This window comes from Meiothermus sp. CFH 77666, from assembly GCF_017497985.1.
Classification (GTDB): domain Bacteria; phylum Deinococcota; class Deinococci; order Deinococcales; family Thermaceae; genus Meiothermus.
In genome coordinates, this window is the sequence record NZ_JAGDFV010000038.1 from 1 (window position 1) to 24,093 (window position 24,093).

Consider the following 24,093-nt stretch of genomic DNA (forward strand, 5'->3'; position numbering starts at 1 on the left):
GCAAACCCGCTATCGTCACCCCCACTGGCAGACGGGGGGCAGGCTCAGGGGAGGCATCGAGGTCAGGGTCTATCGCAGAGGTAGGAAGTTTTATGCCACGAGCGACCCCAGCCTGGAGTGGAGGGGGTCAGGAAGCTCTACAGCATCCGTGCTGCGATTGAGGAGGTCTTTCGCATCCTCAAGCAGGCGTGTGGCTGGCAGGGGGTGCAGCAACGCCAGATCAAGACCTACACCCAGCATCTGACCTTTACCTGCAAAGGCTCAAAGTACAGACCCGTTCTGGTGTTTATGTACTGCGTCGCAGGCTCATTGCTCGCAAGTTGACCCTGGACAGAAGTGACCTATATGCCTTCCTGGACACGGCTGCTTGAGGCTTGCGTAAGTTGAGTGGTTAGCCAGCCTTCCCATTCGGACTGTATGATCACTGTACGACACTGCACCAAGAATCTTTTGTCCTGGACAGAACAATGGCCGCCCGAATGGGTGGCCACGTCTGTGAAGAGCGCTGTATTGTTTTGCAACCAGCCACGGGCGATCTGCTATCGGCTTTATGGAAGCTTTTGGCCTTCAGCCTTGGGCATTTGGCTCTCTGCGCTTACTTCGCCAGCCGGGTGAGGGCAGCCCGCAGCGCCTCGATGGCCTTCAAAAACTCGGGGATTTCCAGGTGTTCGTTGGGGGTATGGTCTAGGGTGGAGTCGCCCGGCCCATAAGCCACCATAGGCACTTTCCAGTGAGGGGCCACAATGTTCATGTCGGAGGTACCGGTCTTGTATTTGAACACTGGCTCGCCCCCGGCCTGGCGGATGCCCAGGCGCAAAGCGCGGGTGAGCGGGGTGTCTTTGGGGCCCACATAGGGCACCTCGCGTCCGGAGAAGTCCAGATCCAGGATGGGGGGCGCGTAGGCGGTCAGGTGGCGGATGGCCTCCTCGACTGAAAGCCGGGGCGGCAAGCGCAGGTCGAACTTCATCTCGGCCTGCTGACGGTTGTCGGGGTGCTCGATTTTGAAGTCGCGCAGGTTGTACTGTACCTGGTTGAAAGGCCCCTGGCCGGTGTTCATGGCCTCGGCCCAGGCCTTGATGCTGACAAAGTAGCTGATGAGCTCCTCGGCGGCGTTGGGCTCGTGGTGGGCGGAGTGGAAGTTGTCTTTCTCGCGCCGCACCCGCACCAGCAGGCGGCCCTTGTAGCCCAGGGTGATGCCCTGCCAGCTCGAGGGTTCCCCAATCACCACATAGTCGGGCTTGAGCTTGTCCACCACGTAGCGGGCCCCCTTGGAGCTGGGCACTTCCTCCTCGGTAGCCCCGACCACATGGACGGTGAGCTTCTGCAAGACCTCGGGCGAAAGCCCGGCGGCAGCCAGCACAAAGGTTACAAAAGGCCCTTTGGCGTCCACCGAGCCCCGGCCAAAGAGTTTGTCGCCCTCGAGCCGCACCGGCACCACCCCCGGCACGGTGTCTATGTGGCCCAGGAGCACCACATGCACCGGCCCTGTGCCGATCTGGCCCCGGGCGTTGTCGGCCTCGTCTACCCAGGCTCTGGCATAGCCCAGCTTTTTCATACCTTCGGCCAGGTACTGGGCCACCGTGCGTTCCTGCCCCGAGACCGAGGGGATCTCGAGGGCGCCTTTCAGAAAATCAACGGGGTCTAGACTCATACCGGAATGGCCCCTGGCGGGTGTGGGGCCGCATTCCGACAGAATATCATTTTGTTGGATGGCGTTCGCATACCCCTTGACTTTTCCCAGAATTCCTTAGAATAAGGCTCAGTTTGGCGGCTTTACTTTGTCCAAAAACCCCAAGCCAACCAACGGAGGAAAACCATGCCCCACGTAATTGTTGAGCCCTGCATCGGCACCAAGGACAAGTCCTGTGTCGAAGTCTGTCCGGTAGAGTGCATCTACGACGGCGGTGATCAGTTCTACATCCACCCCGACGAGTGCATCGACTGCGGCGCTTGTGTGCCGGCCTGCCCGGTCTCGGCCATCTACCCTGAAGAAGATGTGCCCGAGCAGTGGCGCGACTACATCGCCAAAAACCGCAAACTCTCGGGCCTCGAGTAAGCCCCTCTTCGCTCAAAAGGCTGCCTTAGGGTGGCCTTTTTTGTTGCCTGATGCCGATGGTCTCGAGGCGGTTCAGAGCGTATCTGCCCACTCCTTCAACGCGCCGCCTTCACTGTGCGCCCGCGATAGAAATATCATGCTGCTCAACGGAAGTGCGAATTCCGGGCTTTGCATCGGCGCGGCCCCGTGAATCACCCTTTTCCTACCAATATTACGTTTCTATCGTGGAGATGCTACGAAAGCTCTTGACGAGCGGGATCAGTGGGGGGCTTTGCCTCGAGCCCCGCCGACCCCAAAGCCCGCTTTTTATCGCGCCGGATGCGCCACCCCAGGTAGTACACCGCCACCACCCGCAGGAGCATCGAGACCAGGATGGGCAGGTGGTAAGGACTGGGAAAGAGTTTCATCTGCGCGTGCAGGCTGCCCAGCACCCCGCCCAGCAGTGAACCTAGAATGCCCCCCACTGCGAAGGCCATCCAGTACCAGGCCAGGTAGAGGTTGCGTTTTTCAGGAGCGGCGCTTTGCAGCGCCACGTTGGTGAGGGCCGTGCCGATGCCGCCCCAGGCAACCGCATCGAAGGCGGCGGCTGCCCAGATGGTCTCGAGCCGCCCCGGCCCCCCCAGCAGCCAGAGCGGGGGCAGCACCAGTGCAGCTACGCTGCTGCTCAAGAGCAGCACCTGCCAGTGCCCAATCCGGTCGGCCAGGCGGCCCCACAAGGGGCTCAGCACCAGCCCGCAGCTTGCAGCAATCACCGTCCAGAGACCCACCTGGGTAAAGGTCATGCGGGCGTGCTCCAGGAAGAGCGGAAACACAAAAGGCCCACCCACACTTACCGCTCCCAAAAACAGCACCACAAAGCCCAAAAATCCCCGGAAGCGCCGGTCGGAGAGGGGCTGGATAAACTCGGCAACGCGAGGAGGGGTGCTGGCCGAGGGGGGTTCAAACTGCCGCCGCAAAATGAACGTGGCGCTCACCCCCGCGACCACCGCAATACCCAGCACCAGCAAAAACCCCCAGGGCTTGCCCAGCGCATCAATCAGGCTGCCCGCCGCCAGGTTGCCCAGGGTGCCCACCAGGCCCAGAATGCCGTTGCGCAGGCCAAAATAGCGCCCCCGCTGTTTTTCCGGTACTAGATCGGCCATCCAGCTTGTCCAGAGCACGCTTACGGGGGCCATGATGAGCTGCGATAGCGCCGCAATCAAAAGCAAACCGGGGACGCGCCAGGGTTCAGGCAGCAAGGGCAACAGCAGGGTTAGCACAAAAAAACCGCGCCCCAGGGCAGACAAGGTAGCGCTCAAACGCTTGCGACTCCCCCGAAAAAACAAGGCCAGCGGGGCGGCCATCTGACCCACCATAGGCAAAGCGCCCAGGATGGCCAGAGCCACCGGCGGTGCGCCCAGCCACAGCGCATAACCGGTCATGACCACGCCGGTGCTCCAGTTGATAAACAGGATGGCCAGCATGCCCTCCCAGATAGCCAGGTTTTGCGAACGTTGGGGCTCGCCTGCGGGCAGCGTCACGAAAGCCCATTATTGACCGGCGGGTCAGCTTTGGGAAGGGTACACGCCCTTCACAGACGTGGTCACCCACCCAAACGAGAAAGTGTTGGCCTGAGCGCAACGGCCAAGCAAGGCAAACTGACGTTGTACCACTCGTTTAATTTTTATTTCATCTGCTTTTCCTAGATTTTTTACTGGACGTTGCGCCTGGAGGTACTACATGCTGCGCATAACCATGCTTATGCTCACGCTGTTAGGCTTTGCTGCAGCCCAGGGATACCGCGGGTTGGCACTGTACACCCCCTACCCCGCCCAAAGCGTGCGGGTGGGCGAAACGGTGAGCCTGCCCATCTCGCTTAAGAGCTTCGGCCTGCCCCCCCAGAGTGTGCAGGTGCGGGTAGTGGAGGCGGCCCAGGGCTGGAAGGTGGGTTTGTTGGGTGGTGGACGGGTGGTGAGTGCGGTGTACGTGCTGCCCGACGCGGAACAAAGTCTTTCGCTGCGCCTCGAGCCCCCCCAGCGGGTTCAACCAGGCACCTACCGCTTCCGACTGGTGGCTCTGGGAAGCGGGGGTGTGCGGGCCGAGCTGCCCATTGCTCTTACCCTGGGCCAGATCCTGCCTAAACGGCTCTCTTTGGAGACCGAACTGCCGGTACTCAAAGGGGCTCCGACCGCCAGTTTCCGTTACCGGGTAACCCTGAAAAACGAAAGTGACCAGGACTTGCTGGTCAACCTCGAGGCTGACGCACCGGAGAACTTTCGGGTGAGCTTCAGCACGGCCTTTGGTGGTCAGGAAGTTAACAGCCTGCCCCTGAAAGCCGGGGAGAACCGGGAGCTCGAGGTGCAGGTTACACCCCCCCGGCAGGTCGAAGCCAAGCCCTATGCGGTAACCCTGCGCGCTCTGGCTGGCGATACCAGGGCCGATCTGGTGGTGAACCTGGACATCACGGGGCAGGTGGAGCTGAACCTGACCACCCCCGAGGGCCGGCTTTCGGGCCGGGCCTATGCGGGCCGGGAGAACCCCATCAAGCTGGTGGTCAAGAACACCGGCAGTGCGCCTGCCGAAAATGTAGAGCTCTCGGCCAGCGAGCCCTCGGGCTGGGAAGTTAAGTTTGAGCCCGACAAAATCGAGAAAATTGCTGCGGGTGCAGAATCGGAGGTAACGGCCAAAATCAAGCCCTCGCCCAGGGCCGTGGCGGGAGATTACATGCTTAACCTTCGCGCTTCTGCCGGCTCGGCCTCCGCCTCGGCGGACTACCGGGTCACGGTGCAAACCTCCACCCTGTGGGGGCTGGTGGGGGTGGCGTTGATCGCTGTGGCGGTGGGGGCGGTAGGTTTTGCAGTCTCGCGTTTTGGACGGCGCTAGGAGGCCAGCATGGTCATCGAGACCCAGGGCCTGAGCAAGCGGTACGGCAAGGTGGTGGCCGTCGAGGATCTAAACCTTCGCATCGAGGCGGGAGAGGTGTACGGCCTGTTGGGGCCCAACGGCTCAGGAAAAACCACCACCATTCTGATGCTGCTGGGCCTCACGGAGCCCAGTGGGGGCACGGTGCGGGTGCTGGGCCTGGATCCGGTGCGCGAGCCGTTATCGCTCAAAAAACAGGTAGGGTACTTGCCGGACTCGGTTGGCTTTTACGGCGAGATGACCGCCTGGGAGAACCTGTCCTATATAGCCCGTCTGAACGGCCTGCCCCGCGCCGAAGCCGAGGCCCGTATCGCACGGGTGCTGGAAAGGATGGGCCTGGCCGAGGTGGCCCACCGTCCGGTAAGTGCTTTCTCGAGGGGTATGCGCCAGCGGCTAGGCCTGGCCGAAGTGCTGCTCAAAGAGCCCAAGGTGGTCATCCTGGACGAGCCCACCCTGGGCCTGGATCCGGAGGCTGCCCAGGCGTTTTTGCAGATTATTCAGGGCTTGAAGGCAGAGGGTATTACGGTGTTGCTGTCCTCCCATCTGCTGCACCAGGTGCAGGCCATCTGCGACCGGGTCGGCCTCTTCCACAAAGGAAAGCTGGTGCTGGAGGGCCGGGTGGAGGAGCTGGCCCAGCGGGTGCTGGGTGGAGCCTACCGGATTCGCCTGGGGGCCAGCCCCCTGGAGGGCTTGCAAGCGCGTTTGCAGGCCCTACCGGAGGTCAGCCGGGTCAGCCTGGAGGATGGAGAGGTGCGCCTCGAGGCTACCCAGGACGTGCGTCCGCTGGTGGCCCGGACGGTACTCGAGGCCGGAGCGGCACTGCACAGCCTGATACTGGAAAAACCCAGCCTGGATGAGGTCTACGCCCGCTATTTCCAGGAGGTGCGGCATGCGGCTTAGTGCGGGCACAAGGCGCGAGGGTTCGCCCTGGACGGGGGTCTGGGCGGTTTTTTTCAAGGAGGTGGCCGACCATCTCTCGAGCACCCGGATGCGAATTCTGGAAGTGCTGATACTCCTCTCGGCAGTGGGCGCGGTGTACGCCGGGGCGCGCACCTTGCAGCAAACCGTAAGCGAAGATCCCTTCCTGCTGTTGCAGGTTTTCACCGCCGCGCAGGATCCTCTGCCCTCCTTTGTGGCTTTCCTGAGCTTTTTCCTGCCTCTGGCGGCAATTGCCCTGGGCTTCGATGCCATCAACAGCGAGTACAACCGCAACACCCTTTCGCGGGTTCTGGCCCAGCCTATCTACCGCGATGCCCTGCTGTGGGGCAAGTTCCTGGCGGGGCTGGCTACGCTGGCCCTGATCCTGCTGGCGCTCTTCTTGCTGGTGGTGGGCCTTTCCCTGATATTCCTGGGCGTACCTCCCAACACCGAGGAGGTGGCCCGGGCCCTACTCTTCCTCCTGGCTACACTGGCCTACGCCGGGGTCTGGCTGGGTATTGCCCTGCTATTTTCGGTGCTCTTTCGGAGTGCGGCCACTTCGGCGCTGGCGGCGATTGCGGTGTGGCTTTTCTTTGCGCTTTTCTGGGGCATCATCGCCCAACTGCTGGCCCAGGCGGTGTCGCCCTACGACCCCTTCCGTCCCGAGAGTGAACTGCGCCAGGCAGAAGCGCTGGTGGCTTTTTCCCGCGTTTCCCCCAACACCCTTTACGCCGAGGCCATCCAGGTTCTTCTCAATCCGGCGGTGCGGAGCCTGGGGCCGGTGCTCATCACCCAGCTTCAGGGGGCCTTGCTGGGTTCGCCCTTGCCCCTGGGGCAGAGCCTGCTTTTAGCCTGGCCCCAGCTCACCGGGCTGATTGCGCTGACCCTGCTGCTATTTGCGCTGACCTATGTACTCTTCCAGCGGCGAGAAGTGCGGGCCTGATGGGGAAGCGCTCCAAACCGACTGGCTGCACGAAGGTGCGGTAACACGGTGCAAGCGGTGTCTGATACAACTCCAGGCATGTAGCCAACTTCTACCAACCCTGCGCGTGAGCGGCGCTAAACGCGCCCCTCCCTTGCCGCGCCAGGGGGCGCTTCCGAGGGACTTGTATATCGCTTTTGGGTCACTTCTGAGCAGATTTGGTATTCCAACGGTACCCAGGGTGGGCGTGGGGGGTAGGAAGTGGGTAGTGGGCCTCCAACACCTGTCCCCTAACCCTTACCCCTGTTCCTTGCCTCAAAAAGCCTTGTCCTGAACAGAACAGTGGCCGCCTGGATGGCAGCCAGGTCTGTAAAAAGTGCGATAAAAAACCGTTCCCTGCAGGTCTACATTCAGCCTACACATAACCCACCCGGCCTCTTCATGCCCTTTTGCCAGACTGCGCTCATGGGCTCATCCACCGATACACTGGAAACGGTGGCACTGGTACTGGTAGTTGAAGACGAACCGGAGATTGCGGAGATCCTCGAGGGCTATCTGCGGCGGGAGGGTTTCCGCACCGAGCGGGCCTCGGATGGCAAACAGGCTTTGAACCTGATTCGGGCGGCCCGGCCCGATCTGGTGCTTCTGGACATCATGCTGCCGGAGATGGACGGCCTCGAGGTGCTGCGCCGCGTGCGTAGCAACGGCAATACCCCGGTGATTCTGCTCACGGCCCGCACCGAAGACCTGGACAAGCTGCTGGGCCTGGAGCTGGGCGCAGACGACTACGTGACCAAGCCTTTTAGCCCCCGCGAGGTGGTGGCCCGGGTCAAGGCAGTGTTGCGTCGGGCCGCGCCTACCGAGGCGAGCAAGCCCGTTCTGCGGGTGGGGCCCCTGGAAATTGATAGTGAAAAAGTGGTAGCACGGCTGGGGGCAGAGCGCCTCGAGCTCACCCCCACCGAGTTTCGGCTGCTGGAAACCCTGGCCCGCACCCCCGGCAAGGCTTTTACCCGCACCGAACTGCTGGAGGCGGCCTTACCTGAGTCCGATGCCCTGGAGCGGGTGGTGGACGTGCATCTCAAAAACCTCCGAAGGAAGCTCGAGCTGGCCGGAGGTGCCAATCTCCTGGAAACCGTGCGGGGGGTGGGGTATCGGCTGTGGCTCGAGGGGTAACGGGGGGATAAGTTCGTCCGAAAGCCTTAGTTCTGGCCTTCAGCCGGTGACGACCATGAACCTTTTCAACCGCATCGAAGTTCGGCTGAGCCTGCTCATGGTGTTGGTGGTGGTGGCTACCAGCCTGATCACCATTACCCTCAACACCTACCAGCGCGAACGAACCTTCAGGGAGTTGCCAGCGGAGGTACGGGAGTATCTGCGGCGCAACGAAAGCCGGTTGCCGGCGCTGGGTTTCCCCCCAGAGCTGCGCGACCAGTTGTTGTCGGGTAAGGAAATCCTTGTGCGGGTGGTGCCCTCGTTCAACCCCGATAACCCCAACCCGGTGTTTCTGGTCAGCCTGCGGGATGACCCTGCGGCCGAACCTATCCGAATTCAACCCCTGCCCCGCATCCGCCGACCCAGCCTGGAAGCCCGCATTCAGCAGAATCTGCTGATTGCAAGCCTGGTGGCCACAGGCCTGGGGGTGGTGGTGGCGCTGGTGTTTGCTCGCCGAATCGCTCGCCCCATCGAAGCCATCTCGGCGGCGGCCAGCCGGCTGGCCCAGGGCCAGCTTTCGGTGCGGATTCCAGACCCCCGGGGCCAGGACGAAGTGGCCCGATTGGCCCGCGACTTCAACCACATGGCAGCCTCGCTGGAGCGCCTCGAGGCTGAACGAAAAGCCATGATTGCCGACATTGCCCACGAGTTGCGTACCCCCCTGACGGTGATGCAGGGGCGGCTCGAGGCCATCCAGGACGGGGTGCTCCCTCTGGAGCGGGCCGAGATTGACCGCCTGCACCACCAGACCGGGCTGCTTTCCCGCCTTGTCGAGGATCTGCGCACCCTTTCGCTGGCCGATGCGGGGCGTTTGAACCTGGTGCTGCGCGAGCTCGACCTGGCCGAGTGGACGCGGCGGGTGGCCTCCGGCTTCCAGGCGGCCCTGGAGGCCCGGCAGATACGCCTTGCGCTCAATTTGCCGGCTCATCCTGTGCTGGTGCAGGCCGACCCCGACCGGCTGGTACAGGTTATCGGCAATTTGCTCCACAACGCCCTGGCCCATACCCCGGTGGGTGGAGAGGTGGCCCTCGAGGTCTCTGCCGACACCACCCATGCCTACCTGAAGGTACACGACAGCGGCCCGGGCATTCCCGAGGAATCTTTGAACAAGGTCTTCGACCGCTTTTACCGCGCTGAAGCCTCGCGCTCGAGGGCCACCGGCGGCAGCGGCCTGGGACTCTCCATCGTCAAGGCTCTGGTAGAGCTGCACGGCGGCCAGGTGGTTGCTCAAAACCACCCCATGGGCGGGGCTCTTTTCCAGGTAAAACTGCCCCTCAGGACGGCCCGGTCACCCTGAGCCAGAGCTCGGCAACCAGGCCCTGGGGTTGGTTAGGGGTCAGTACCAGCTTTCCCCCGTGGGCCTGGGCCACCTGGGCCACCACCGAGAGGCCCAGCCCGTTGCCCGGTGTGCGTACCCCCGGTGCGCGGTAGAAGGGCTCGGTGGCTCGCCTGAGCACCTCGGGTGGCATGCCCGGCCCTTCGTCACGCACCCGCAACCACACAAAGCTGGGGTCTGAGGCGGGCTCGAGTTCCACCTTCACGCTCGCACCGGGAGCGTATTTCTGGGCGTTGCTGAGCAGGTTTTCCAGGGCCTGTTCCAGCAGAAAGGGGTCGCCGGAGACTTCCAGCCGTTCAGGCCCCTGGTACGAAGCGCCCGCCTTTTGGGCGGCTTCGCGGGCGAGCTGCGCCAGGTCGAGCCCCACCCGCTGGCCCCGCCCCTCCCGCGCCAGGGTCAGGAGCGACTCGCTCAGGTGGGTCATGCGTTCGACCTCCTCCTGCACCACGCTCAGGGTCTCTTCCGGGGTGGAAAGCCCCTGATGCTGCGAATCGAGTTGCAGGCGCATGGCGGTCAGGGGGGTGCGCAGCTCGTGGGCGGCGTTGCGGGTGAACTCGGTCTCACGCTGGCGGAAGGCCGAGAGCCGTTCGAGCATCTGGTTGAAGGTCTGGCTCAGGTGGCGAAGCTCCCCGCTGCCCTCGGGGGGCACCCGCAGGCTCAGGTCGCCCGAGTCGGCCACGCGCCGGGCCGCCTCCTGTAAGTGTTGCAGCGGGCGCAGGGCCGGCCCGCTCAGCAACCAGGCCGCCAGCGCGCCCAGCAGCGCCACCCCCAGCGTGGTAAAAAGCACGGTCTGCTGGTAGCCGGCCAGGCTGGCCCGAACCTGGCTGGCCTCTACCGCCCCCTGCAGGTACACCTCTGGGCCCAGGCGCACGCTGCGATAGAGCCAGTTGTTTTCTAGCACGGGTGTGGGGCTGTTGGAAAGCGGAACCTCGCTGGGAAAGCTCCCCCACTCGCGCAGGACGGTCTGGCCGCGTACCAGCCGGGCGTGCGCGATGGTGCCGGGGGGGGTGGGGTTGAACAGGGCGGGCCGCTCATGGTCGAGGCGAAAACGCTCGAGGGGGTTGGGGCTTGTGAGCTGGGGGCCGTCGCCGTCTCGATCCATTCGGGGCATGCGTAAGGGGCCTCGGCGGCCTTCCATCAGACCGGCGATGCGCCCCAGGTAGGCATCCAGCTCGCGCTCGAGGTTGCCCATCTGCAAGCGCTCGAAGCTGGCATAACCCAAAAAGCCCTGCACCAACAGCGCCAGGGCAATCGCCACGGCGATGAAAAGGGCCAGCCGCACGCGCAGGCTCATGGCTCCACCCCCAGTTTGTAGCCCCCCGGCACGGTTCGCACCACGCGGCTATCCAGCTTGTTGCGCAGGTGGTGCACACACACCTTGACCACCCCGGTATCCGAGGCTTCCTCGCCCCAGATCAAATCCAGCAGCTCTTCCGGGCTGTAGATGCGTTCGGGGAACAGGGCCAGGCGTTCCAGGAGGGCATACTCGCGTCCGCTGAGTTCGACCAGCCGCCCCTCCCAGCGCACGGCGCGATTGCCTAGGTCGAGCTCGAGGGGGCCATACTGCACCCGGCTTTTTTTCACCTCGCTGACCCGCCGCAGCAAAGCCCGCACCCGGGCCAGCAGTTCGGGCAGATCGAAGGGCTTGACCACGTAGTCGTCGCCGCCCTCGTCCAGCCCCATCACCCGATCTGCAAGGGCATCGCGGGCGGTCATGAACAGGATGGGGCCCTTGTAACCGGCCTCGCGGGCTTCTTTGGCCAGAATGAAACCCCCGTCCTCCGACTCCGGCAGCCGCACGTCCAGCAGCATCAAGTCTGGCTCGACCTCGAGGAAAAATTTACGGGCGCTCTCCAAATCGGGCGCATGACGCACCTGGTGCCCCTGGGCCTCCAGGGCCCGGATCACCGGGCGGGCGATGTTGGGTTCGTCCTCGACCAGCAAGAGCCGCATGTGTATAGCTTGCATTGTAGGGGTTATGGGCGGGTTATGAATTCTGCCCGGGTCAAAGAAGCTCGAGTGTGGAGGTCTTATGGACATTGCCCACTTGCTGATCGCAGTTCCCACCATTACGCCTCACACGGTGCGCCGGGATGTACCCGGCACAGCAAAAACCGCTGTACCGGTTATTTGGAGCAAGCTCCAGTGGGAACCGCTTTGAGTACATCGTCGTAGAGATGTCCGTACACCTCCGGGTTTCCGGGAGGGATTGACATAGAGCCCCCTCCCTACCACGTAGGGAGGGTGGGGAGGGTATTGGGTGAGCCCCCCAACCACCAGGTTACGCAAAGTCGCTGCTCAGCAACCCCACCTAACCTCCCCCACACGGTAGGGGAGGAACGAAAAGGTTTCTGCTACGGCTTTTGCAAGAGCGTACTGCATAGTTCGTGCCGCAATGGACACTTTGTACGGGTATTTATACGACTGTGCATTGAGTATTACTCTCGACTATGGACGATAGACCATTGACCATCGGCAGGTTTTCAGCGATCAGTACATCCCGACTTTGCACCTCCAATGCGTGATGAGCACACTTGCTGCACATGAGAAACCCTCTCAGCCAGTCGTAACTGCTTCGTAACCGCCCTGCCCCAAACTTCTCCTCGGGAAAGCAGATAAGGCTTTCCGGTACAAGGAGGTAGATATGAACAAAGCCGTAAAAGCTGTGTTGGTTATCTCGAGCCTGGCCCTGGCGGGTGCTTTGGCCCAGCAGACCCCGGCCCCCCAGCCCGCCCCGGCCCAGCCGATGCAGCGGATGATGTTCCGGGGTTTGGGGGTGGGCAACCTGTACTTCAGCGCGGCCCAGTTTTTGGGCGTGACCCCCGCCGAGCTGGCGGTGCTTTCGGGCGGCACCAAAACCCTGGGGCAGGTCGCTACCGACCTCGGCAAGACGCCCGCGGCGCTCGAGGCGGCCCTGGTAACGGCCCGCAACCAGGCCATTGACCAGGCGGTGCAGGCCGGACGCCTTACGGCCCAGCAGGCCACCACCCTCAAAGCCAGCAGCCAGGCAGTAGCCAGGGCTTTAGTGGCCCAGCCGGTGCAGATGCGCTTTGGCGCGGGGGGTCGCGGCGGATGGGATGGGCCTCGAGGCTGGGGGCGCTAGACCTTAGCCATGTACGGGCTTGTGGCGCGGGGTTTGCCCACCGACCACAAGCCCTGCCTTTAGGAGATGAACATGTGGCCGATAGATCACCGTGGACGATGGGATGGTTTTGGCTATTACGGCCTGGGGTTCCTGGACGATTTGTTATGGGCCTTGCTGCTACTGGGGCTACTGACATTGGTGATAGTGTTGGGGGTTCGGTTGCTACGCAGCCCTGTCAACGGTAAAAACCCATTCCCGGCCACCGACCGGGCGCTGGAAATCGCCCGGGAGCGATATGCTAAAGGCGAGATTAGCCAGGCCGAGTACGAAACCCTGAAGAAGAACCTGGGTGGTTAGTAAAGCCAGGCCGGGTGCATCTGGTTTTTCTAACCCTATTCACCGCTTTTACTAGCCAGAATGGACAGAAAAAAGGGAGGCCGGTATGGACAACGACGATAAACCCATCGGCAGGATTCTGAGCCGCCGCGAGGTGCTTTCGGTGCTGGGGCTGGGCAGCCTGGCAGGGGTGGGGGGGCTTTTGAGCGAGCCCAAAGCCAGCGCACAGAACGCACCGCTACCGGCTTGCATCGTGCGCCCGGCCCTGACCGAGGGCCCCTATTTTGTAGACACCCAGCTAAACCGCTCCGACATCCGTTCCGACCCCACCACAGGGGTGGTGAAGGCCGGGGTTCCGCTGGTGTTGCGCTTTGTGGTCTCGAGGGTCTCGAGCGGCGGCTGTACCTTGCTGCCGGGCGCGATGGTGGATATCTGGCAGTGCGACGCCCAGGGCATTTACTCCGGTGTGCAGGACCGCTTCGCCGATACACGTGGGCAGAAATGGCTGCGCGGCCACCAGATCACCGATGCCCAGGGGATAGCCCAGTTCACCACCATCTACCCCGGCTGGTACCCGGGCCGCACCGTGCACATCCACTTCAAAATCCGCTACCAGAACCGCGACTTCACCTCCCAGCTCTTCTTCGACGATGCCCTGAGCGACCGCATCCTGGCCAACCCGCCCTACGCCAAGGCGGGCACCCGCACCCGCAACGCCAACGACGGCATCTATCGCAACGGCGGCAGCCAGTTGCTGCTCAACCCCGTTCAAAGCGGCGCGGGCTACGCGGCCACCTTCGAGATTGGCCTGAACCTGTAGCCAGAACCCTTGATCTCGGGCCGGGAATGACTGAGAGATGCCATCGAGACGGCGCCCGCTTCGGGCGGGGGCCTCGGAGATGACCGGACGAATCGGGTTGACTTCCTAATCATGCCCTTCACAGACATGGCCGCCTGGATGGGCGGCCACTGTTCTGCTCAGGACAAGGCTTTCTTGAAGTCGGATGGCTCAATATACGTCAAGAGCGCTCTAACACCCTGGTCTCAGAACAGCGTAGCAGGCTTGTTGTCTTTGCCCGCCGAGAGCGCATAGGCGATAAAGCCCGTCAGCGCCGCAAACCCTACCCCGGTGCGGCACGCCCCGGTCTGGGGGTCGAACGATTCGCAGGCGTAGCCAGCGTCGAGGGGGGCCTGCTCGAGTACCATCAGGGCATCCCCCGCAGGCCGCATTAGCCCCGACAAAATCCGGTTGGCCAGCCCAAAGCCCGAGGGGAAGGGAAAGTGCGCCGAGCCCTCGCCGGGGAAGCGCCCTTTGTAGTGGTGGGGGTTGTCGTCCCCCAGAATCCAGAGCGCGGTGGCCTGCCACACGGGGTCCTGGCGGTTGCAAAAGCCCAGGTGTGGCAGCAAGAGCAGGCTGCCCGCCGGCTCGTCGGAAAAGGTGTGGGAGCCCCCCGGCTCAAAGCTAAACACAAAACGCCCGTTGCGCTCGGCCTGGCGGTAGAGGGTTTCGCGCAGGGCGCGGGCCTCGTGTTTGAGTGTTTCGGGCTCACGCCAGTAGGGGGACAGGCGCTCCAGGGCCACCGCCCACAGGGCGTTGTCGTAGGTCAGGTAGGGCTCCGGCACGGGGTCGTCGGTGGGCGAGAGGAAGGTGCGGTAGAGCGGCAGGGAGGGGTGTTTCTCCTGGGCCACGCGCTCAAACACCCATTCCAGCGGTTCGCGCAGCTCGGCGACGAGTTCGGGGTTGGGGCCGGTTGCTTCCAGGTAGCGGGCCAGGGCCAGGGGATAGGCTGCGGCCTGGTCAAGCTCGAAGCCCGGATACAAAGGCGGCCCACTCAGGTACTGGGCGTGTTCCCCCGGCCAGCGGGCAAAGCGGCGAAAGACCGCCTTGAGCACCTCCTTGGCCCGCTTGCGGTCGGCCTTGAGCAGGGCCGGAAAGAACCACAAAAGCCCGTCCCGTGCCCAGTAGGCCCCCGAGACGTAGTAGTGCGGGCTGCGCGAGGTCAGCAGCACCGGCTCGCCTTCCAGGGTATTGGCCTGGGCGTAGAAGTAGCTGAAAATCAGGTGCCGCCGGTAGACCTCGTAGAGCGGGCCGGTGTAGTTGGTGGAAAGCAGGGCCAGCTTGTGCAGGGTTTTGCGCAGAAGCGTCTCCCAGCCCACCCGGCGCAAGTGCAGGGCGGTGGTGCGGGCGCCGTCGGCCTCGAGGGCCAGCCCCAGGTAAAGCGTGACCGGGCCAGAGGCCCACTCGAGCACGAACTGCGGCCCCCAGTCGGCCCGGCTTGGGGCGGTGTCGGCCTGCAAGCCCAGGGCCAGCAGGGTGCGCTCGGCGCGGGCCTCGAGTACATAACTCCCGGTCCAGCCGTCGTGGGTGGCGCGAAAGGTGGTCTCGAGCTTCTCTTCCTTGAAGCGCCGCAGGCCCAGATATTCCAGGTTGCCTGCTACCTGAATGGGCCCTGGGGTGCGGGGCTCCAATCGCAGCGCCAGCCCTCGTTCTCCATAAGGGGCCAGCAGCGTCACCGTTAAGTGCTCGTTCTCCCAGACCGGAATCCAGTCTGCCGTGCGCGAGACCTTCCAGCCCTTGCCCAACACCTCCAGCAAGGGCGCACCCACCCAGTCCAATAGCCCATTCAGTGCGAGGGAGGCCACCCCGATACGGGCAATCGAAGGGGCGTTGGGGCTGGCCTCCACATGAATATCCAGGTTCCCGGTGGGCAGGTGCTCGGGCGGGGTGTCCAGGATGGGGGCGGGGGTCATGAGTTCCATGGCGGTGGGTCAAGCTTTACAGCATTTCAACCAAACGCTCCAGGGGTAAGCCCTGTCGTTCGGCCACTTCCTTGAGCAACGCCTGTAACAGCCCCACTTTGAGAGTGCTGTGATTCGGAACAGTCAGGTGGTGGGGGGGAGGATCTGCATGGAACATGCGAATATGGCTGCCACTTTGTCTGACTATTACATATCCCAGTCGCTGCAAAACGCTGATCAGCCGCGAGGCCTCGAGGTCTCGGGGAATCTTCATGCCGCTTCAACCACCATCAGCTCATCGCGCACGTAGTGAAGCTGGACCAGCCTGGGCGGCCTTTCGGGCTCAAAATGCAGTCGCACTGCCTCGAGTACGTTGGCTCGAAGTTCTTCCCAGGTGTCTGCCTGCGTAAAGATGCCGGCTCCCAAAGCTCTGGCCCAGAAGCCACCTTCTTCGGCATCGCGCACCTCGAAAATTAGCTCCATAAAACCGATTGTACTAAAACCACCGCATTGCGCTGCCATTGCGGAGCACGCCGCTGCATAGCAGCATGAGCCACTTCATGGGTGCGCTGCAATGCGCTCAACACAGCAAAACAGTTGTTGGGCGCAAGCGTCCAGACATTCAGGCTAACTCAAGAGGGAGGCTGCTTTGAGAGGCCCTTTTTCGCTACTGCTTCTTGAGCTTATCGAAATAAACCCAGATAAGGTACAGCGCCAGCAACACCCCTGCAATGACCACCAGCGTCACTGCGGTTCGGAGCCAGGGGCCAAACGCCACCCCCACCACCAGCCCCGCAAAAAAGCTGAGCAGATGGCCCCAGTAGCGTTGCCGTATGAGCCGAATCAAAGTTGGGTTCATGTCCTCGAGCCTATCATCCAGATCCCAGAGGTACAGGCTCGCATCTCCGATCTCGAGCCTATCATCCAGATCCCAGTCGTACAGGCTCGCATCTTCGATCTCGAGCCTATCATCCAGATCCCAGAGGTACAGGCTCGCATCTTCGATCTCGAGCCTATTATCCAGAACCCATGTGGTTCAGGCTCGCTTCTTCAATCTGCCCGGTGGGCCTTGGGGTTATCCCTTCACCCCCGTCAGCACCACCCCCTCGATAATCTGGCGCTGGAAGAACAGGAACACCAGCAGCACCGGCAGCACCGCCAGGCTGCTAGCGGCCATGATCAGGTTCCAGGCCGTGCCGGCCTCGCTCGAGAAAAGCGCTACGCCCACCGGCACGGTTCGCATGTTGGCGGTCTGCACCACAATCAGGGGCCACAAAAAGGCGTTCCAGTTGCCCAGGAAGGTAAAGATGCCCAGAGCAGCCAGGGCCGGGCGCACCAGCGGGAAAGCAATGCGCCAGAACACCCCAAACTCGCTCAGCCCGTCTATCCGCCCGGCGTCCAGCAGGTCGGTGGGCAGGGTCTCGAAGAACTGCCGCATCAAAAACACCCCAAATGCGCTGATAATGCCGGGAAACAACAGGCCCCAGTAGGTGTTGCTCCAGCCGTACTCGGTGCTCATCACGTACCAGGGGATGATTAGCATCTCGGTGGGCACCATCAGGGTGGAGAGGATCAGCACAAAAATCAGGCCCTTGCCAGGGAAGCGTAGCTTGGCCAGGGCATAGCCCACCAGCGAGTCGAAGAACAGCACCGAAAAGGTAGTGATCAGCGCCACCACCAGGCTGTTCAAGAACCAGCGAGGGAACTGGGTTTTGAACAGCACCTCGCGGTAGTTATCCAGGGTAGGGGCCTGGGGCCACACCTTGAGCTCGAAAATTTCGGCGAAGGGTTTGAGCGAGGTCAAAAACATCCACACAAACGGAAAAAACATTACCAGGCTGCCCAGAATCAGCAGGGCGTAAATCAAGAAAGTGGACAGGCGCTTCATCAGTACTCCACCCGCCGCGACAACAGCCGCAGCTGCACCAGGGTGATGCTCAGGATGATCACAAACAGCAACACCGTGATGGCTGCTGCGTAGCCGAGCTCAAACCGGGCAAAGGCTACCTGGTAGATGTAGAGGGCCAGGGTCAGGGTGGAACCGAGCGGCCCGCCCTGATCGGTAAAGTTCAGGTTCACCACCTGGGTAAAAAGCTGCAAAAAGCCGATGGTGCCGATCACCGCCGAGAAGACCATCACCGGGTTCAACAGGGGAAAGGTAATGTGGCGGAACAGTTGCCAGTTGCTGGCGCCATCTATGCGGGCGGCCTCGTAGTAGTCGCGGGGGATGTTCTGCAAACCCGCCAGGAACAACACCACCTGAAAGCCCAGGTTTTGCCACACCACAATCATGGTCACGGTGGCCAGGGCCTGCGAGGGCTTGGTCAGAAAGGGCTGGGGTGGAATGCCGAACACACTCAAAATCTCGTTGACGATGCCAAAGTTGGGCGAGAGCATCCAGCTAAAGACCCAGGCAATGGCAGCGGCGGGGGTAACGTAGGGGGCAAAGTAAATGGCCCGAAACACATCCCGAAACCGGGTCACGGCATTCAGCAGGAGGGCAATGCCCAACCCCAGCAGCAGTTGTAGCGGCACGCCGAGCAGGGTATAGGCCAGGGTGTTTTGCAGGGCTTTGAGCAGGAGGCGGTCGTTCAACATCTGCTCGTAGTGTTCCAACCCCACAAAAGGCCGCTTGCTGGGGTCGGCGTGCCAGTCGAACAGCGAGAGCCACAGCGCCTGAAACGCCGGCCAGATGCGGATAAACAGAAAGAAAGCCAGTGGAATGGCCAAAAACGCAAAGGCCCACAGCGCTTCGCGGGTCGCCAGCGACACCCCTCTTTTGGCGGGTTCAGGTGGTCTGTTCATAAAAAGGCGGTTAAGAGAGAGCTTGTAGCCTGTGGTTTACCCACAAGCTACAAGCTACAGACGTCAGACCATTTACTTCCAGAAGTTGTCCAGCAGCTTCTGTTCCTCAGCCGCCGCGATGCGCCAGGACTCCGCCGGGTCTTTGTTTTCCAGGAGCACCCGGTTGATGGCGTCGGTCATGATCTTACGCTGCCCGATCTCGTCCACAAATGGGGTGGCCTTGGCGTAGGACAGCGAGATCACAAAGGGGCCAAAAACCCGATCCAGGGTGAGTTTGGGGTCTTTGATCAGGCTCTTGCGGGCGGGTAGTTCGCCCACCTTCTCGAGCCAGTAGCGCTGGGTCTCCTCGGAGACCAGAAACTCCAGGAACTTGAGCGAAGCTGCCTGCTTGGGCCCGGTGGCCAGGGGGGTCAGGCCGTGCATCCAGAACGAGCCGTAGTTCACCTTGCGGGCGCCCGCTTTTTCCAGGGGCAGCTCGGCCACGCCCCAGTTGAACTTGGCCCCGTTGCGGATGGTACCGATGGCAAACGAACCATCGATAATCATGCCCACCTTGCCGGCAATAAAAGCATCGCGGTAGGCGTTGTTGCCGGGGAAGAACTGGTTGCCCAGGGTGCCCACGTTGTACTTCTTAAGCCAGTCGGTGTAGAAGGTGAAGGCTTTGAGCCCTGCGGCGTTGTTATACATCACCCGGCGGCCATCGTCGGAATAAGGCCGCCCGCCGAACTGCCGGATGAGCACCTCGCGCACCAGGTGGTGATCCTGTCCATCGGGGGCCATGGCGTAGCCCAGTTGGGTGAACTTGTTGCCGTCCTTGACGGTGAGTTTGGCGGCGATATTGAGAAACTCGTCCCAGGTTTTAGGGGGGTTCCTGAAGCCCGCCGCATTCAGCATGTCCCGGTTGTAAAAGAGGGCCAGTGAACGCACGGCGGTGGGCATGCCATACAGCTTGCCCCCTACCTTGGCAGCCTGGGCCAGGCTCGAGAATTCGCTGTCCAGAACCTTGATATATTCGGCGGGCATCGGTTGCAGATACCCGGCCTTGACCCAGGTGGGCAGCCAGCCATAAAACAGGTTGACCACATCGGGCCCCTGGCCCGCCGGGATGGAGGAGGCCACTTTCTGCTGGTAGGCGTCGAAGGGGAAGGTCTGATGTTGCACCTTGATGCCGGGGTTGGCGGCCTCGAAGCGCTTGATGAGTTCGTCTACAGCCTCCACCTTGCTCCTGAAGTCGTATTGCCAGTAGGTGATGGTGACCTGACCCTGGGCCAGGGCCGCACCCCACAGGGCAATCAGTATAGAAAGGGCTCTTCGCATAGACTTCCTCCTCTGGGATTCGCCATACACCGCGATGGGTCGAGATGGATTATAAAACCAAAACACTTCTGACCAGAAGCGGGTGTTCCTTGATTCCTTGATGGCTTTTACTGAGAACGGCCCTTTTAGAACAGAACACAAACCCTAATAAGCGCACCTGAGCCTTTGTAACAAGGTTGAGTCTTGCCACGCCCTTGCCACGCCCCCCCTGCTAAGGTGGCCCGCATAAGGAGGTGAGGCGTGGATGAAGACGAAAGCAAACGCGAATACCGGCTCATCGTTCAGCCGCCGGACGAAACCCACCCCTGGCAGGCCCGCCTCGAGCGGGCGGGGGAGGTGCTCGAGTTCGAAAGCCCCCTGGAACTGGTGGCCTGGCTCGAGGCCAATTTTGAGCACGAGGGATTGCGGTAAAGGAGGTTCAAAGTGAAACGAGGGTGGATTCTGGCATTGCTTTTGGGTACTTTGGCTGCTTGCAGCAGCCCATCACAACAGGCCGATTTGGTGGGCCCGGACATCCGGGAGTTCCTGACCGTGGACGGGCACCCGGCAGTGCGGTTGGGCAACGGCGAGGTCAAACTGCTGAATAAACCTGAGGAAACCAAGTGGTACCTGGATCGCTTTCCTCCGCCAACCTCGAGCGAGCCGGCTACGCTGCGTCCGCAGAGCCTGCCCGCTGCGATAGACCTGACCTCCTTTCAAACCCCGGTGAAAAACCAGTGGGAACGGGGCACCTGCACGGCCTTTGCGGTGGTGGCTGCCCTCGAGGCCGCCTACAAGCGCACCTACGGCCTTACGCTGGATCTCTCCGAGGAGTTCTTGAACTGGCAGGACAAGGTTAACGTGCTGGATCCTGCAAGTCCGCCGGTGCCCCCCAGCCAGTCCGAGAACTTTCTGGCGACATGGGGCGGGGGCAGCGTGAACTACAAGCTCCAGAACATCATGAACGGACAGCGGGGTATCCCTCTGGAGAACCAGGCTCCGTACAACGCAAATGGTTCGTTCCAGGACTCGAGCAAGTGGCAACCCCCCATCATCCGTACCAGCCCCCAGCGCCTGATGGACGATGCCAACCTGAGCCAGAGCCTACAGACCTATAACACTCCCAACCCTCTGGACTGGCTGATGCTGCCCCAGGTGGCCCTCGAGCAGGGGCGCTACCGGGCCAACCAGGTGATTTTTGCCAGCGGCAATCAACTAACAGACCCAGCCTGGTTCAAGACCCAGATGGCTGCCGGGCGCGAAGTGGCCTTTGGGGTTGGGCTACCCGACAGGGGCGGCAGCATCATGAACGGGCTCTGGAAGCCCGGCGACAAGACCTGGGGCGACCACGCCATGCTGATGGTGGGCTACGACGACAGCAAACAAGCCTTTCGCGTGAAGAACTCCTGGGGCTCCGGTTGGAACGAAGGAGGCTACGTCTGGATGAGCTACGAGTTTGTGACCAAGGGCAAGGTCTACGAGGCCGCCAGCATCCTGAGCGTGATACCGCCCAACTTTGTGGTGTATACGCCGCAGCTCTTCTTGGGCCGCTATCTGCTCAACCACGACGGCTGGCGCGGGGTGCTGGACATCTACCACATTCCCAACCCCAGCCTGTTCCGCTTCCAGAACGATACCGACCGCCGTCTGGGCACCTACTACGGCCCCGATGGTCAGGCCCGGCGGGTCAACGGAACCATCAGCGGACGCAAGATTGACTTTTACATCGACTGGAGCAATACCGGCGCACGCCGCTTTGATGAGCTGAGTGGGATGCGCTTTACCGGCTTCTTGGCCGATGACAACCGCACGCTGGCGGGAACCATGCTGGACAACCGCGACGGCAAAACCTACGGGTTTTACGGGGTCAAGCTGCGGGATTACCTGAGCAGTACCCCGGGGGGCAGCCTGGGGCCAAGTGCTTACGTGGGCAACTGGCAGATTGACGGGCTGGACGTGACGGCGGGCAGTTTCGCCATCACGGCGGTAAATCCCAGCACCGGGCAGGTCAGCGGTACGGTGTTTGGTGGCAGCCCGCTGGTTGGAACGGTAAGCACCAGCGATCCTCGGCGCTTCAGCTTTCAGCTATTCGGCCAGAACTACGAGGGCTACATGTTTGGCTGGGAAACCGGGGTCATGGCCGGGAGGGTGGGCGACAAGGGTTTCATCGCTACCCGCCGCGACTTTAGCGCCCCGCAGGTGAGCATCCAGAGCCCGCAGGCAGGCGCAACCCTCTACCGCACCCAGACCTACACCCTGAGCGGACAGGCAAGGGGCGATAACGGCAGCGGGTTTATCGTAGACCTGCCCTGCCGCTGGACCAGCAGCGATAGCGGCGATACCCAGTTCCCCATCCAGGGCAACTGCAATCCCACCATCACGCTTCGGCCCGGGAGCCCCTCCAGCGTTACCTTCACACTATCGGCCACAGCCCAGGGTGGGGCCAGCGCCCAGACCAGCGTTACGGTGAACGTACAGAATCCACCCAACAGCGGCCCGCCCGGTGTCAGCATCATCAGTCCGGCCAGCGGCAGCTCGGCCACTGTGGGGGAGACGGTACTGCTTGGGGGACAGGCCGTGGGGGGTACCCCGCCCTACCGCAACTACCGCTGGACCTGGCAGGCCAGCAAGGCTGGGTGTACGGAGTTGGACCTCTCTGTCCGCGCTTCGCCATCCCAACCCGTTGGCGGTGGTCAGTATTGGGAGTGGAACACCAGCGGGGCGCAAAACATCCCAGGCGGATGTGGTTTTGACAATGCCAGCGGCACCCTCCGGCTTTACGTGACCGACGACCTCAGCCTCACCGGTTCGGCCTCTATCGCCTTCCGGCTGTACTACGTGCCGCCCCCTAACTGAAAAAGGAGCAAGACTCATGAACCGAATGCTTCCATTTGTTCTGGTGCTCTTTTCGCTGGGCCTGGCCCAGAAAGACCCCCACCCTTGCTACCTGATGGGCGTCTTTAACCCCAACAACACCCCTAACGCCCTGGGCTCGTTGGGCTTTGTGATGAGCAACGAAGGTCTTTTGCAAGACGGCAAGCCCCTGAGCGGCAGCGGCGGCCAGGCCGTGGCCCAGGCCATGGCGCAGGCCATCGGCTCGGTACAGCCCATGTCCTACTGCATTCAGAACCTGTCCTCCGGTGGGGTCACCCAACTGCAATACTTCCGCAGCAGCCCCCAGGGGGCCCAGCACTGGCTGGGGGAACTCCGCAAGGGGGCCCCCAGTTGGGTGGGCCTGAACGTGGGGGACGAGGCCGGGTTGTTTCGCGGCGACCAGAGCCAGCCAGTCTTCAGCCTGGCCTTCCGTTACCGCGAATATGCTTTTTTGCTCACAAACAGCAGCATGGATCCCGAGGGCTACCGCAAGTGGGCCCTGGCGGTAATCGAGCGGGTACGGAAGTTCAAGTAGGAGGAAAACATGCAGCAGCTTTGGAAACCAATCCTGATACTGGTGCTGGGCCTCTCGCTCTTCGCGCTGGCCCAAAGCGCCCAGCGGCTCATCCTGAACGGGCAGGTGGCCTCCACGCGGGTGATCGTGGTGCAGGGCACCGCCTACGTGCCGCTGGCCGATGTGGCCAAGGCCCTGGGCCAGACCGTGGTCAGGGTGCAGGGCGGCTACGAGATTCGCGCAGCGGGCGGGGCCAATCAACTGGCCGGGCAGTTCCAGGGCAAGGTGGGCGATCAGATCCTGACCGGGCTCTTCCGGGTGCAAATTCAAAAGGTGGAGCGGATGGAGAGCTACACCACCCGCTTCGACAAGAACAACCTGGCCATCCAGCCCCGCAGCGCCGAAGAGGAGCTGGTAGTGATCACCGCCAGCCTGCGCAACGCCAAGCAGTCGGGTACGGTGGCCCCCTCGCTGAGTGTGAACAACCCCGGCAACACCGCCCTGGCCGGGGCCGATGGGCGCTCGTTTCCGCCCATCGCCTACGACAGCCCCAGCGGCACTAACACCGGCGGCGGCTTCACCCTGCTGCCGGGGGCGGCCCTGAACTTTGCGGTGGTGTTCTCGGTGCCCAAGGGCACCGAGGTCAAGGCGTTGGTGCTGCGGGTAGGGGAGTATGGCGACACCGGCAGCAAAGATGTGCGGGTGAGTTTGTAGCCGACACCTTCGGTCTAAGTAATCACTGGTGCTAGTTGAAAAGTAGCGGGAGAAAGGAATAGGGTCTGGTGTATGCGGCCAGACCCGAGATGCATTCTATCGCTGGAAGACGTTGCTTTGGTGATGTACGTTGGGGTAGACGATGCCCTGCGTTCGAAGGCTGAACAGCATGAACATCAACAAGCCAAGCTCAGCCTTAGTGAGTTGGTCACCATCGGGCTGATGTTCAGCCTCAAAGGCGGCTCATTCCGCCGGTTCTACCTGTGGCTGGTCGCCAACCTGGGTGACTGCTTCCCCCATCTACCTGAACGCACCCGTTTGCAGCGACGACTACTCCAGTACCAAGCTTTGGTCGTACATTTTCTGGCCGAACCCAGCTTGTTCT

The 24,093-nt window shown here is 62.2% G+C and carries 24 protein-coding genes and 1 pseudogene; 14 read left to right on the forward strand and 11 right to left on the reverse strand.

The window, feature by feature from the left end:
* Positions 1 to 595 precede the first annotated feature (595 nt).
* On the reverse strand, positions 596 to 1,651 hold the full coding sequence (locus J3L12_RS14835; protein WP_208015834.1) for a [LysW]-lysine hydrolase: 1,056 nt from the start codon (positions 1,649 to 1,651) through the stop codon (positions 596 to 598).
* Between the two features lie 165 nt (positions 1,652 to 1,816).
* On the opposite strand from J3L12_RS14835, the gene J3L12_RS14840 reads away from it, so the two are divergent.
* A complete protein-coding gene (locus J3L12_RS14840) occupies positions 1,817 to 2,056 on the forward strand; it encodes a ferredoxin (RefSeq protein ID WP_208015835.1) in 240 nt (79 codons plus the stop codon).
* Positions 2,057 to 2,289: 233 nt separating this feature from the next.
* On the opposite strand, the gene J3L12_RS14845 is transcribed toward J3L12_RS14840, so the two are convergent.
* Positions 2,290 to 3,576, reverse strand: coding sequence for an MFS transporter (locus J3L12_RS14845; RefSeq protein ID WP_347708917.1), 1,287 nt, complete (start codon positions 3,574 to 3,576; stop codon positions 2,290 to 2,292).
* Between the two features lie 199 nt (positions 3,577 to 3,775).
* Here J3L12_RS14845 and J3L12_RS14850 point away from each other — a divergent pair, with 199 nt between their 5' ends.
* The 5 genes from J3L12_RS14850 to J3L12_RS14870 all read left to right on the forward strand — a co-directional run bounded on the left by J3L12_RS14850 (position 3,776) and on the right by J3L12_RS14870 (position 9,306).
* On the forward strand, positions 3,776 to 4,918 hold the full coding sequence (locus J3L12_RS14850; protein WP_208015836.1) for an NEW3 domain-containing protein: 1,143 nt from the start codon (positions 3,776 to 3,778) through the stop codon (positions 4,916 to 4,918).
* Positions 4,919 to 4,927: 9 nt separating this feature from the next.
* The gene (locus J3L12_RS14855) at positions 4,928 to 5,857 is read left to right on the forward strand and encodes an ABC transporter ATP-binding protein (RefSeq protein ID WP_208015837.1); all 930 of its coding nucleotides are present in this window, start codon (positions 4,928 to 4,930) and stop codon (positions 5,855 to 5,857) included.
* On the forward strand, positions 5,847 to 6,818 hold the full coding sequence (locus J3L12_RS14860) for an ABC transporter permease (RefSeq protein ID WP_208015838.1): 972 nt from the start codon (positions 5,847 to 5,849) through the stop codon (positions 6,816 to 6,818). The genes J3L12_RS14855 and J3L12_RS14860 overlap by 11 nt, the downstream gene beginning before the upstream one ends.
* Before the next feature lie 444 nt (positions 6,819 to 7,262).
* Entirely contained in the window at positions 7,263 to 7,970 is a 708-nt protein-coding gene (locus J3L12_RS14865) for a response regulator transcription factor (RefSeq protein ID WP_208015839.1), read from the forward strand.
* Between the two features lie 55 nt (positions 7,971 to 8,025).
* On the forward strand, positions 8,026 to 9,306 hold the full coding sequence (locus J3L12_RS14870) for an ATP-binding protein (protein ID WP_208015840.1): 1,281 nt from the start codon (positions 8,026 to 8,028) through the stop codon (positions 9,304 to 9,306).
* Here the strand turns inward: J3L12_RS14870 and J3L12_RS14875 are convergent.
* Positions 9,284 to 10,639, reverse strand: coding sequence for a HAMP domain-containing sensor histidine kinase (locus J3L12_RS14875; RefSeq protein WP_208015841.1), 1,356 nt, complete (start codon positions 10,637 to 10,639; stop codon positions 9,284 to 9,286). The genes J3L12_RS14870 and J3L12_RS14875 overlap by 23 nt on opposite strands.
* Entirely contained in the window at positions 10,636 to 11,298 is a 663-nt protein-coding gene (locus J3L12_RS14880) for a response regulator transcription factor (RefSeq protein ID WP_208015842.1), read from the reverse strand. The genes J3L12_RS14875 and J3L12_RS14880 overlap by 4 nt, the downstream gene beginning before the upstream one ends.
* Positions 11,299 to 11,989: 691 nt before the next feature.
* On the opposite strand from J3L12_RS14880, the gene J3L12_RS14885 reads away from it, so the two are divergent.
* The 3 genes from J3L12_RS14885 to J3L12_RS14895 all read left to right on the forward strand — a co-directional run bounded on the left by J3L12_RS14885 (position 11,990) and on the right by J3L12_RS14895 (position 13,586).
* Entirely contained in the window at positions 11,990 to 12,448 is a 459-nt protein-coding gene (locus tag J3L12_RS14885; protein ID WP_208015843.1) for a hypothetical protein, read from the forward strand.
* Between the two features lie 72 nt (positions 12,449 to 12,520).
* Positions 12,521 to 12,787, forward strand: coding sequence for an SHOCT domain-containing protein (locus J3L12_RS14890; protein ID WP_208015844.1), 267 nt, complete (start codon positions 12,521 to 12,523; stop codon positions 12,785 to 12,787).
* An 85-nt stretch (positions 12,788 to 12,872) separates the two neighbouring features.
* The gene (locus J3L12_RS14895) at positions 12,873 to 13,586 is read left to right on the forward strand and encodes an intradiol ring-cleavage dioxygenase (protein WP_208015845.1); all 714 of its coding nucleotides are present in this window, start codon (positions 12,873 to 12,875) and stop codon (positions 13,584 to 13,586) included.
* A 224-nt stretch (positions 13,587 to 13,810) separates the two neighbouring features.
* Here J3L12_RS14895 and J3L12_RS14900 read toward each other — a convergent pair whose 3' ends face one another.
* The 7 genes from J3L12_RS14900 to J3L12_RS14930 all read right to left on the reverse strand — a co-directional run bounded on the left by J3L12_RS14900 (position 13,811) and on the right by J3L12_RS14930 (position 19,627).
* Positions 13,811 to 15,526: a glycoside hydrolase family 125 protein gene (locus tag J3L12_RS14900; protein WP_208015846.1), complete on the reverse strand. Its 1,716-nt coding sequence runs from the start codon at positions 15,524 to 15,526 to the stop codon at positions 13,811 to 13,813.
* Between the two features lie 16 nt (positions 15,527 to 15,542).
* Complete coding sequence (locus tag J3L12_RS14905) at positions 15,543 to 15,779, reverse strand: type II toxin-antitoxin system HicA family toxin (RefSeq protein ID WP_208015847.1); 237 nt, start codon at positions 15,777 to 15,779, stop codon at positions 15,543 to 15,545.
* Positions 15,776 to 15,988 carry a 2-oxoisovalerate dehydrogenase gene (locus tag J3L12_RS14910; RefSeq protein WP_208015848.1) on the reverse strand — a complete coding sequence of 71 codons (213 nt, stop codon included), beginning with the start codon at positions 15,986 to 15,988 and terminating at the stop codon, positions 15,776 to 15,778. The genes J3L12_RS14905 and J3L12_RS14910 overlap by 4 nt, the downstream gene beginning before the upstream one ends.
* 184 nt (positions 15,989 to 16,172) lie before the next feature.
* Positions 16,173 to 16,364, reverse strand: a complete 192-nt coding sequence (locus J3L12_RS14915; protein ID WP_208015849.1) for a hypothetical protein — start codon at positions 16,362 to 16,364, stop codon at positions 16,173 to 16,175.
* Positions 16,365 to 16,580: 216 nt separating this feature from the next.
* Positions 16,581 to 17,393 carry a carbohydrate ABC transporter permease gene (locus J3L12_RS14920; protein WP_208015850.1) on the reverse strand — a complete coding sequence of 271 codons (813 nt, stop codon included), beginning with the start codon at positions 17,391 to 17,393 and terminating at the stop codon, positions 16,581 to 16,583.
* Positions 17,393 to 18,310 (reverse strand): sugar ABC transporter permease, encoded by a 918-nt coding sequence (locus tag J3L12_RS14925; protein WP_208015851.1) that lies wholly within the window; start codon positions 18,308 to 18,310, stop codon positions 17,393 to 17,395. Before J3L12_RS14925 ends, J3L12_RS14920 begins: the two co-directional genes overlap by 1 nt.
* 72 nt (positions 18,311 to 18,382) lie before the next feature.
* Positions 18,383 to 19,627, reverse strand: coding sequence for an extracellular solute-binding protein (locus tag J3L12_RS14930; RefSeq protein ID WP_208015852.1), 1,245 nt, complete (start codon positions 19,625 to 19,627; stop codon positions 18,383 to 18,385).
* A 240-nt stretch (positions 19,628 to 19,867) separates the two neighbouring features.
* Between J3L12_RS14930 and J3L12_RS14935 the strand changes: the two genes are divergently transcribed.
* From J3L12_RS14935 to J3L12_RS14955, 5 genes and pseudogenes are all read left to right on the forward strand, one after another.
* Positions 19,868 to 20,038, forward strand: a complete 171-nt coding sequence (locus tag J3L12_RS14935) for a hypothetical protein (protein WP_208015853.1) — start codon at positions 19,868 to 19,870, stop codon at positions 20,036 to 20,038.
* A 12-nt stretch (positions 20,039 to 20,050) separates the two neighbouring features.
* Positions 20,051 to 22,462 (forward strand): C1 family peptidase, encoded by a 2,412-nt coding sequence (locus tag J3L12_RS14940; protein ID WP_208015854.1) that lies wholly within the window; start codon positions 20,051 to 20,053, stop codon positions 22,460 to 22,462.
* 16 nt (positions 22,463 to 22,478) lie between these two features.
* Positions 22,479 to 23,015, forward strand: coding sequence for a hypothetical protein (locus tag J3L12_RS14945; protein ID WP_208015855.1), 537 nt, complete (start codon positions 22,479 to 22,481; stop codon positions 23,013 to 23,015).
* Positions 23,016 to 23,024: 9 nt separating this feature from the next.
* Complete coding sequence (locus J3L12_RS14950; RefSeq protein ID WP_208015856.1) at positions 23,025 to 23,708, forward strand: hypothetical protein; 684 nt, start codon at positions 23,025 to 23,027, stop codon at positions 23,706 to 23,708.
* Between the two features lie 72 nt (positions 23,709 to 23,780).
* Positions 23,781 to 24,093 (forward strand): annotated as a pseudogene (locus J3L12_RS14955) (hypothetical protein); the annotation flags it as partial.

What these genes read in the sequence shown, in the direction of transcription:
- J3L12_RS14835 (WP_208015834.1), bottom strand. Translation starts at nt 1,651, where the DNA reads ATGAGTCTAGACCCCGTTGATTTTCTGAAAGGCGCCCTCGAGATCCCC.
- J3L12_RS14840 (WP_208015835.1), top strand. Translation starts at nt 1,817, where the DNA reads ATGCCCCACGTAATTGTTGAGCCCTGCATCGGCACCAAGGACAAGTCC.
- J3L12_RS14850 (WP_208015836.1), top strand. Translation starts at nt 3,776, where the DNA reads ATGCTGCGCATAACCATGCTTATGCTCACGCTGTTAGGCTTTGCTGCA.
- J3L12_RS14855 (WP_208015837.1), top strand. Translation starts at nt 4,928, where the DNA reads ATGGTCATCGAGACCCAGGGCCTGAGCAAGCGGTACGGCAAGGTGGTG.
- J3L12_RS14860 (WP_208015838.1), top strand. Translation starts at nt 5,847, where the DNA reads ATGCGGCTTAGTGCGGGCACAAGGCGCGAGGGTTCGCCCTGGACGGGG.
- J3L12_RS14865 (WP_208015839.1), top strand. Translation starts at nt 7,263, where the DNA reads ATGGGCTCATCCACCGATACACTGGAAACGGTGGCACTGGTACTGGTA.
- J3L12_RS14870 (WP_208015840.1), top strand. Translation starts at nt 8,026, where the DNA reads ATGAACCTTTTCAACCGCATCGAAGTTCGGCTGAGCCTGCTCATGGTG.
- J3L12_RS14875 (WP_208015841.1), bottom strand. Translation starts at nt 10,639, where the DNA reads ATGAGCCTGCGCGTGCGGCTGGCCCTTTTCATCGCCGTGGCGATTGCC.
- J3L12_RS14880 (WP_208015842.1), bottom strand. Translation starts at nt 11,298, where the DNA reads ATGCGGCTCTTGCTGGTCGAGGACGAACCCAACATCGCCCGCCCGGTG.
- J3L12_RS14885 (WP_208015843.1), top strand. Translation starts at nt 11,990, where the DNA reads ATGAACAAAGCCGTAAAAGCTGTGTTGGTTATCTCGAGCCTGGCCCTG.
- J3L12_RS14890 (WP_208015844.1), top strand. Translation starts at nt 12,521, where the DNA reads ATGTGGCCGATAGATCACCGTGGACGATGGGATGGTTTTGGCTATTAC.
- J3L12_RS14895 (WP_208015845.1), top strand. Translation starts at nt 12,873, where the DNA reads ATGGACAACGACGATAAACCCATCGGCAGGATTCTGAGCCGCCGCGAG.
- J3L12_RS14900 (WP_208015846.1), bottom strand. Translation starts at nt 15,526, where the DNA reads ATGGAACTCATGACCCCCGCCCCCATCCTGGACACCCCGCCCGAGCAC.
- J3L12_RS14905 (WP_208015847.1), bottom strand. Translation starts at nt 15,779, where the DNA reads ATGAAGATTCCCCGAGACCTCGAGGCCTCGCGGCTGATCAGCGTTTTG.
- J3L12_RS14910 (WP_208015848.1), bottom strand. Translation starts at nt 15,988, where the DNA reads ATGGAGCTAATTTTCGAGGTGCGCGATGCCGAAGAAGGTGGCTTCTGG.
- J3L12_RS14915 (WP_208015849.1), bottom strand. Translation starts at nt 16,364, where the DNA reads ATGAACCCAACTTTGATTCGGCTCATACGGCAACGCTACTGGGGCCAT.
- J3L12_RS14920 (WP_208015850.1), bottom strand. Translation starts at nt 17,393, where the DNA reads ATGAAGCGCCTGTCCACTTTCTTGATTTACGCCCTGCTGATTCTGGGC.
- J3L12_RS14925 (WP_208015851.1), bottom strand. Translation starts at nt 18,310, where the DNA reads ATGAACAGACCACCTGAACCCGCCAAAAGAGGGGTGTCGCTGGCGACC.
- J3L12_RS14930 (WP_208015852.1), bottom strand. Translation starts at nt 19,627, where the DNA reads ATGCGAAGAGCCCTTTCTATACTGATTGCCCTGTGGGGTGCGGCCCTG.
- J3L12_RS14945 (WP_208015855.1), top strand. Translation starts at nt 22,479, where the DNA reads ATGAACCGAATGCTTCCATTTGTTCTGGTGCTCTTTTCGCTGGGCCTG.
- J3L12_RS14950 (WP_208015856.1), top strand. Translation starts at nt 23,025, where the DNA reads ATGCAGCAGCTTTGGAAACCAATCCTGATACTGGTGCTGGGCCTCTCG.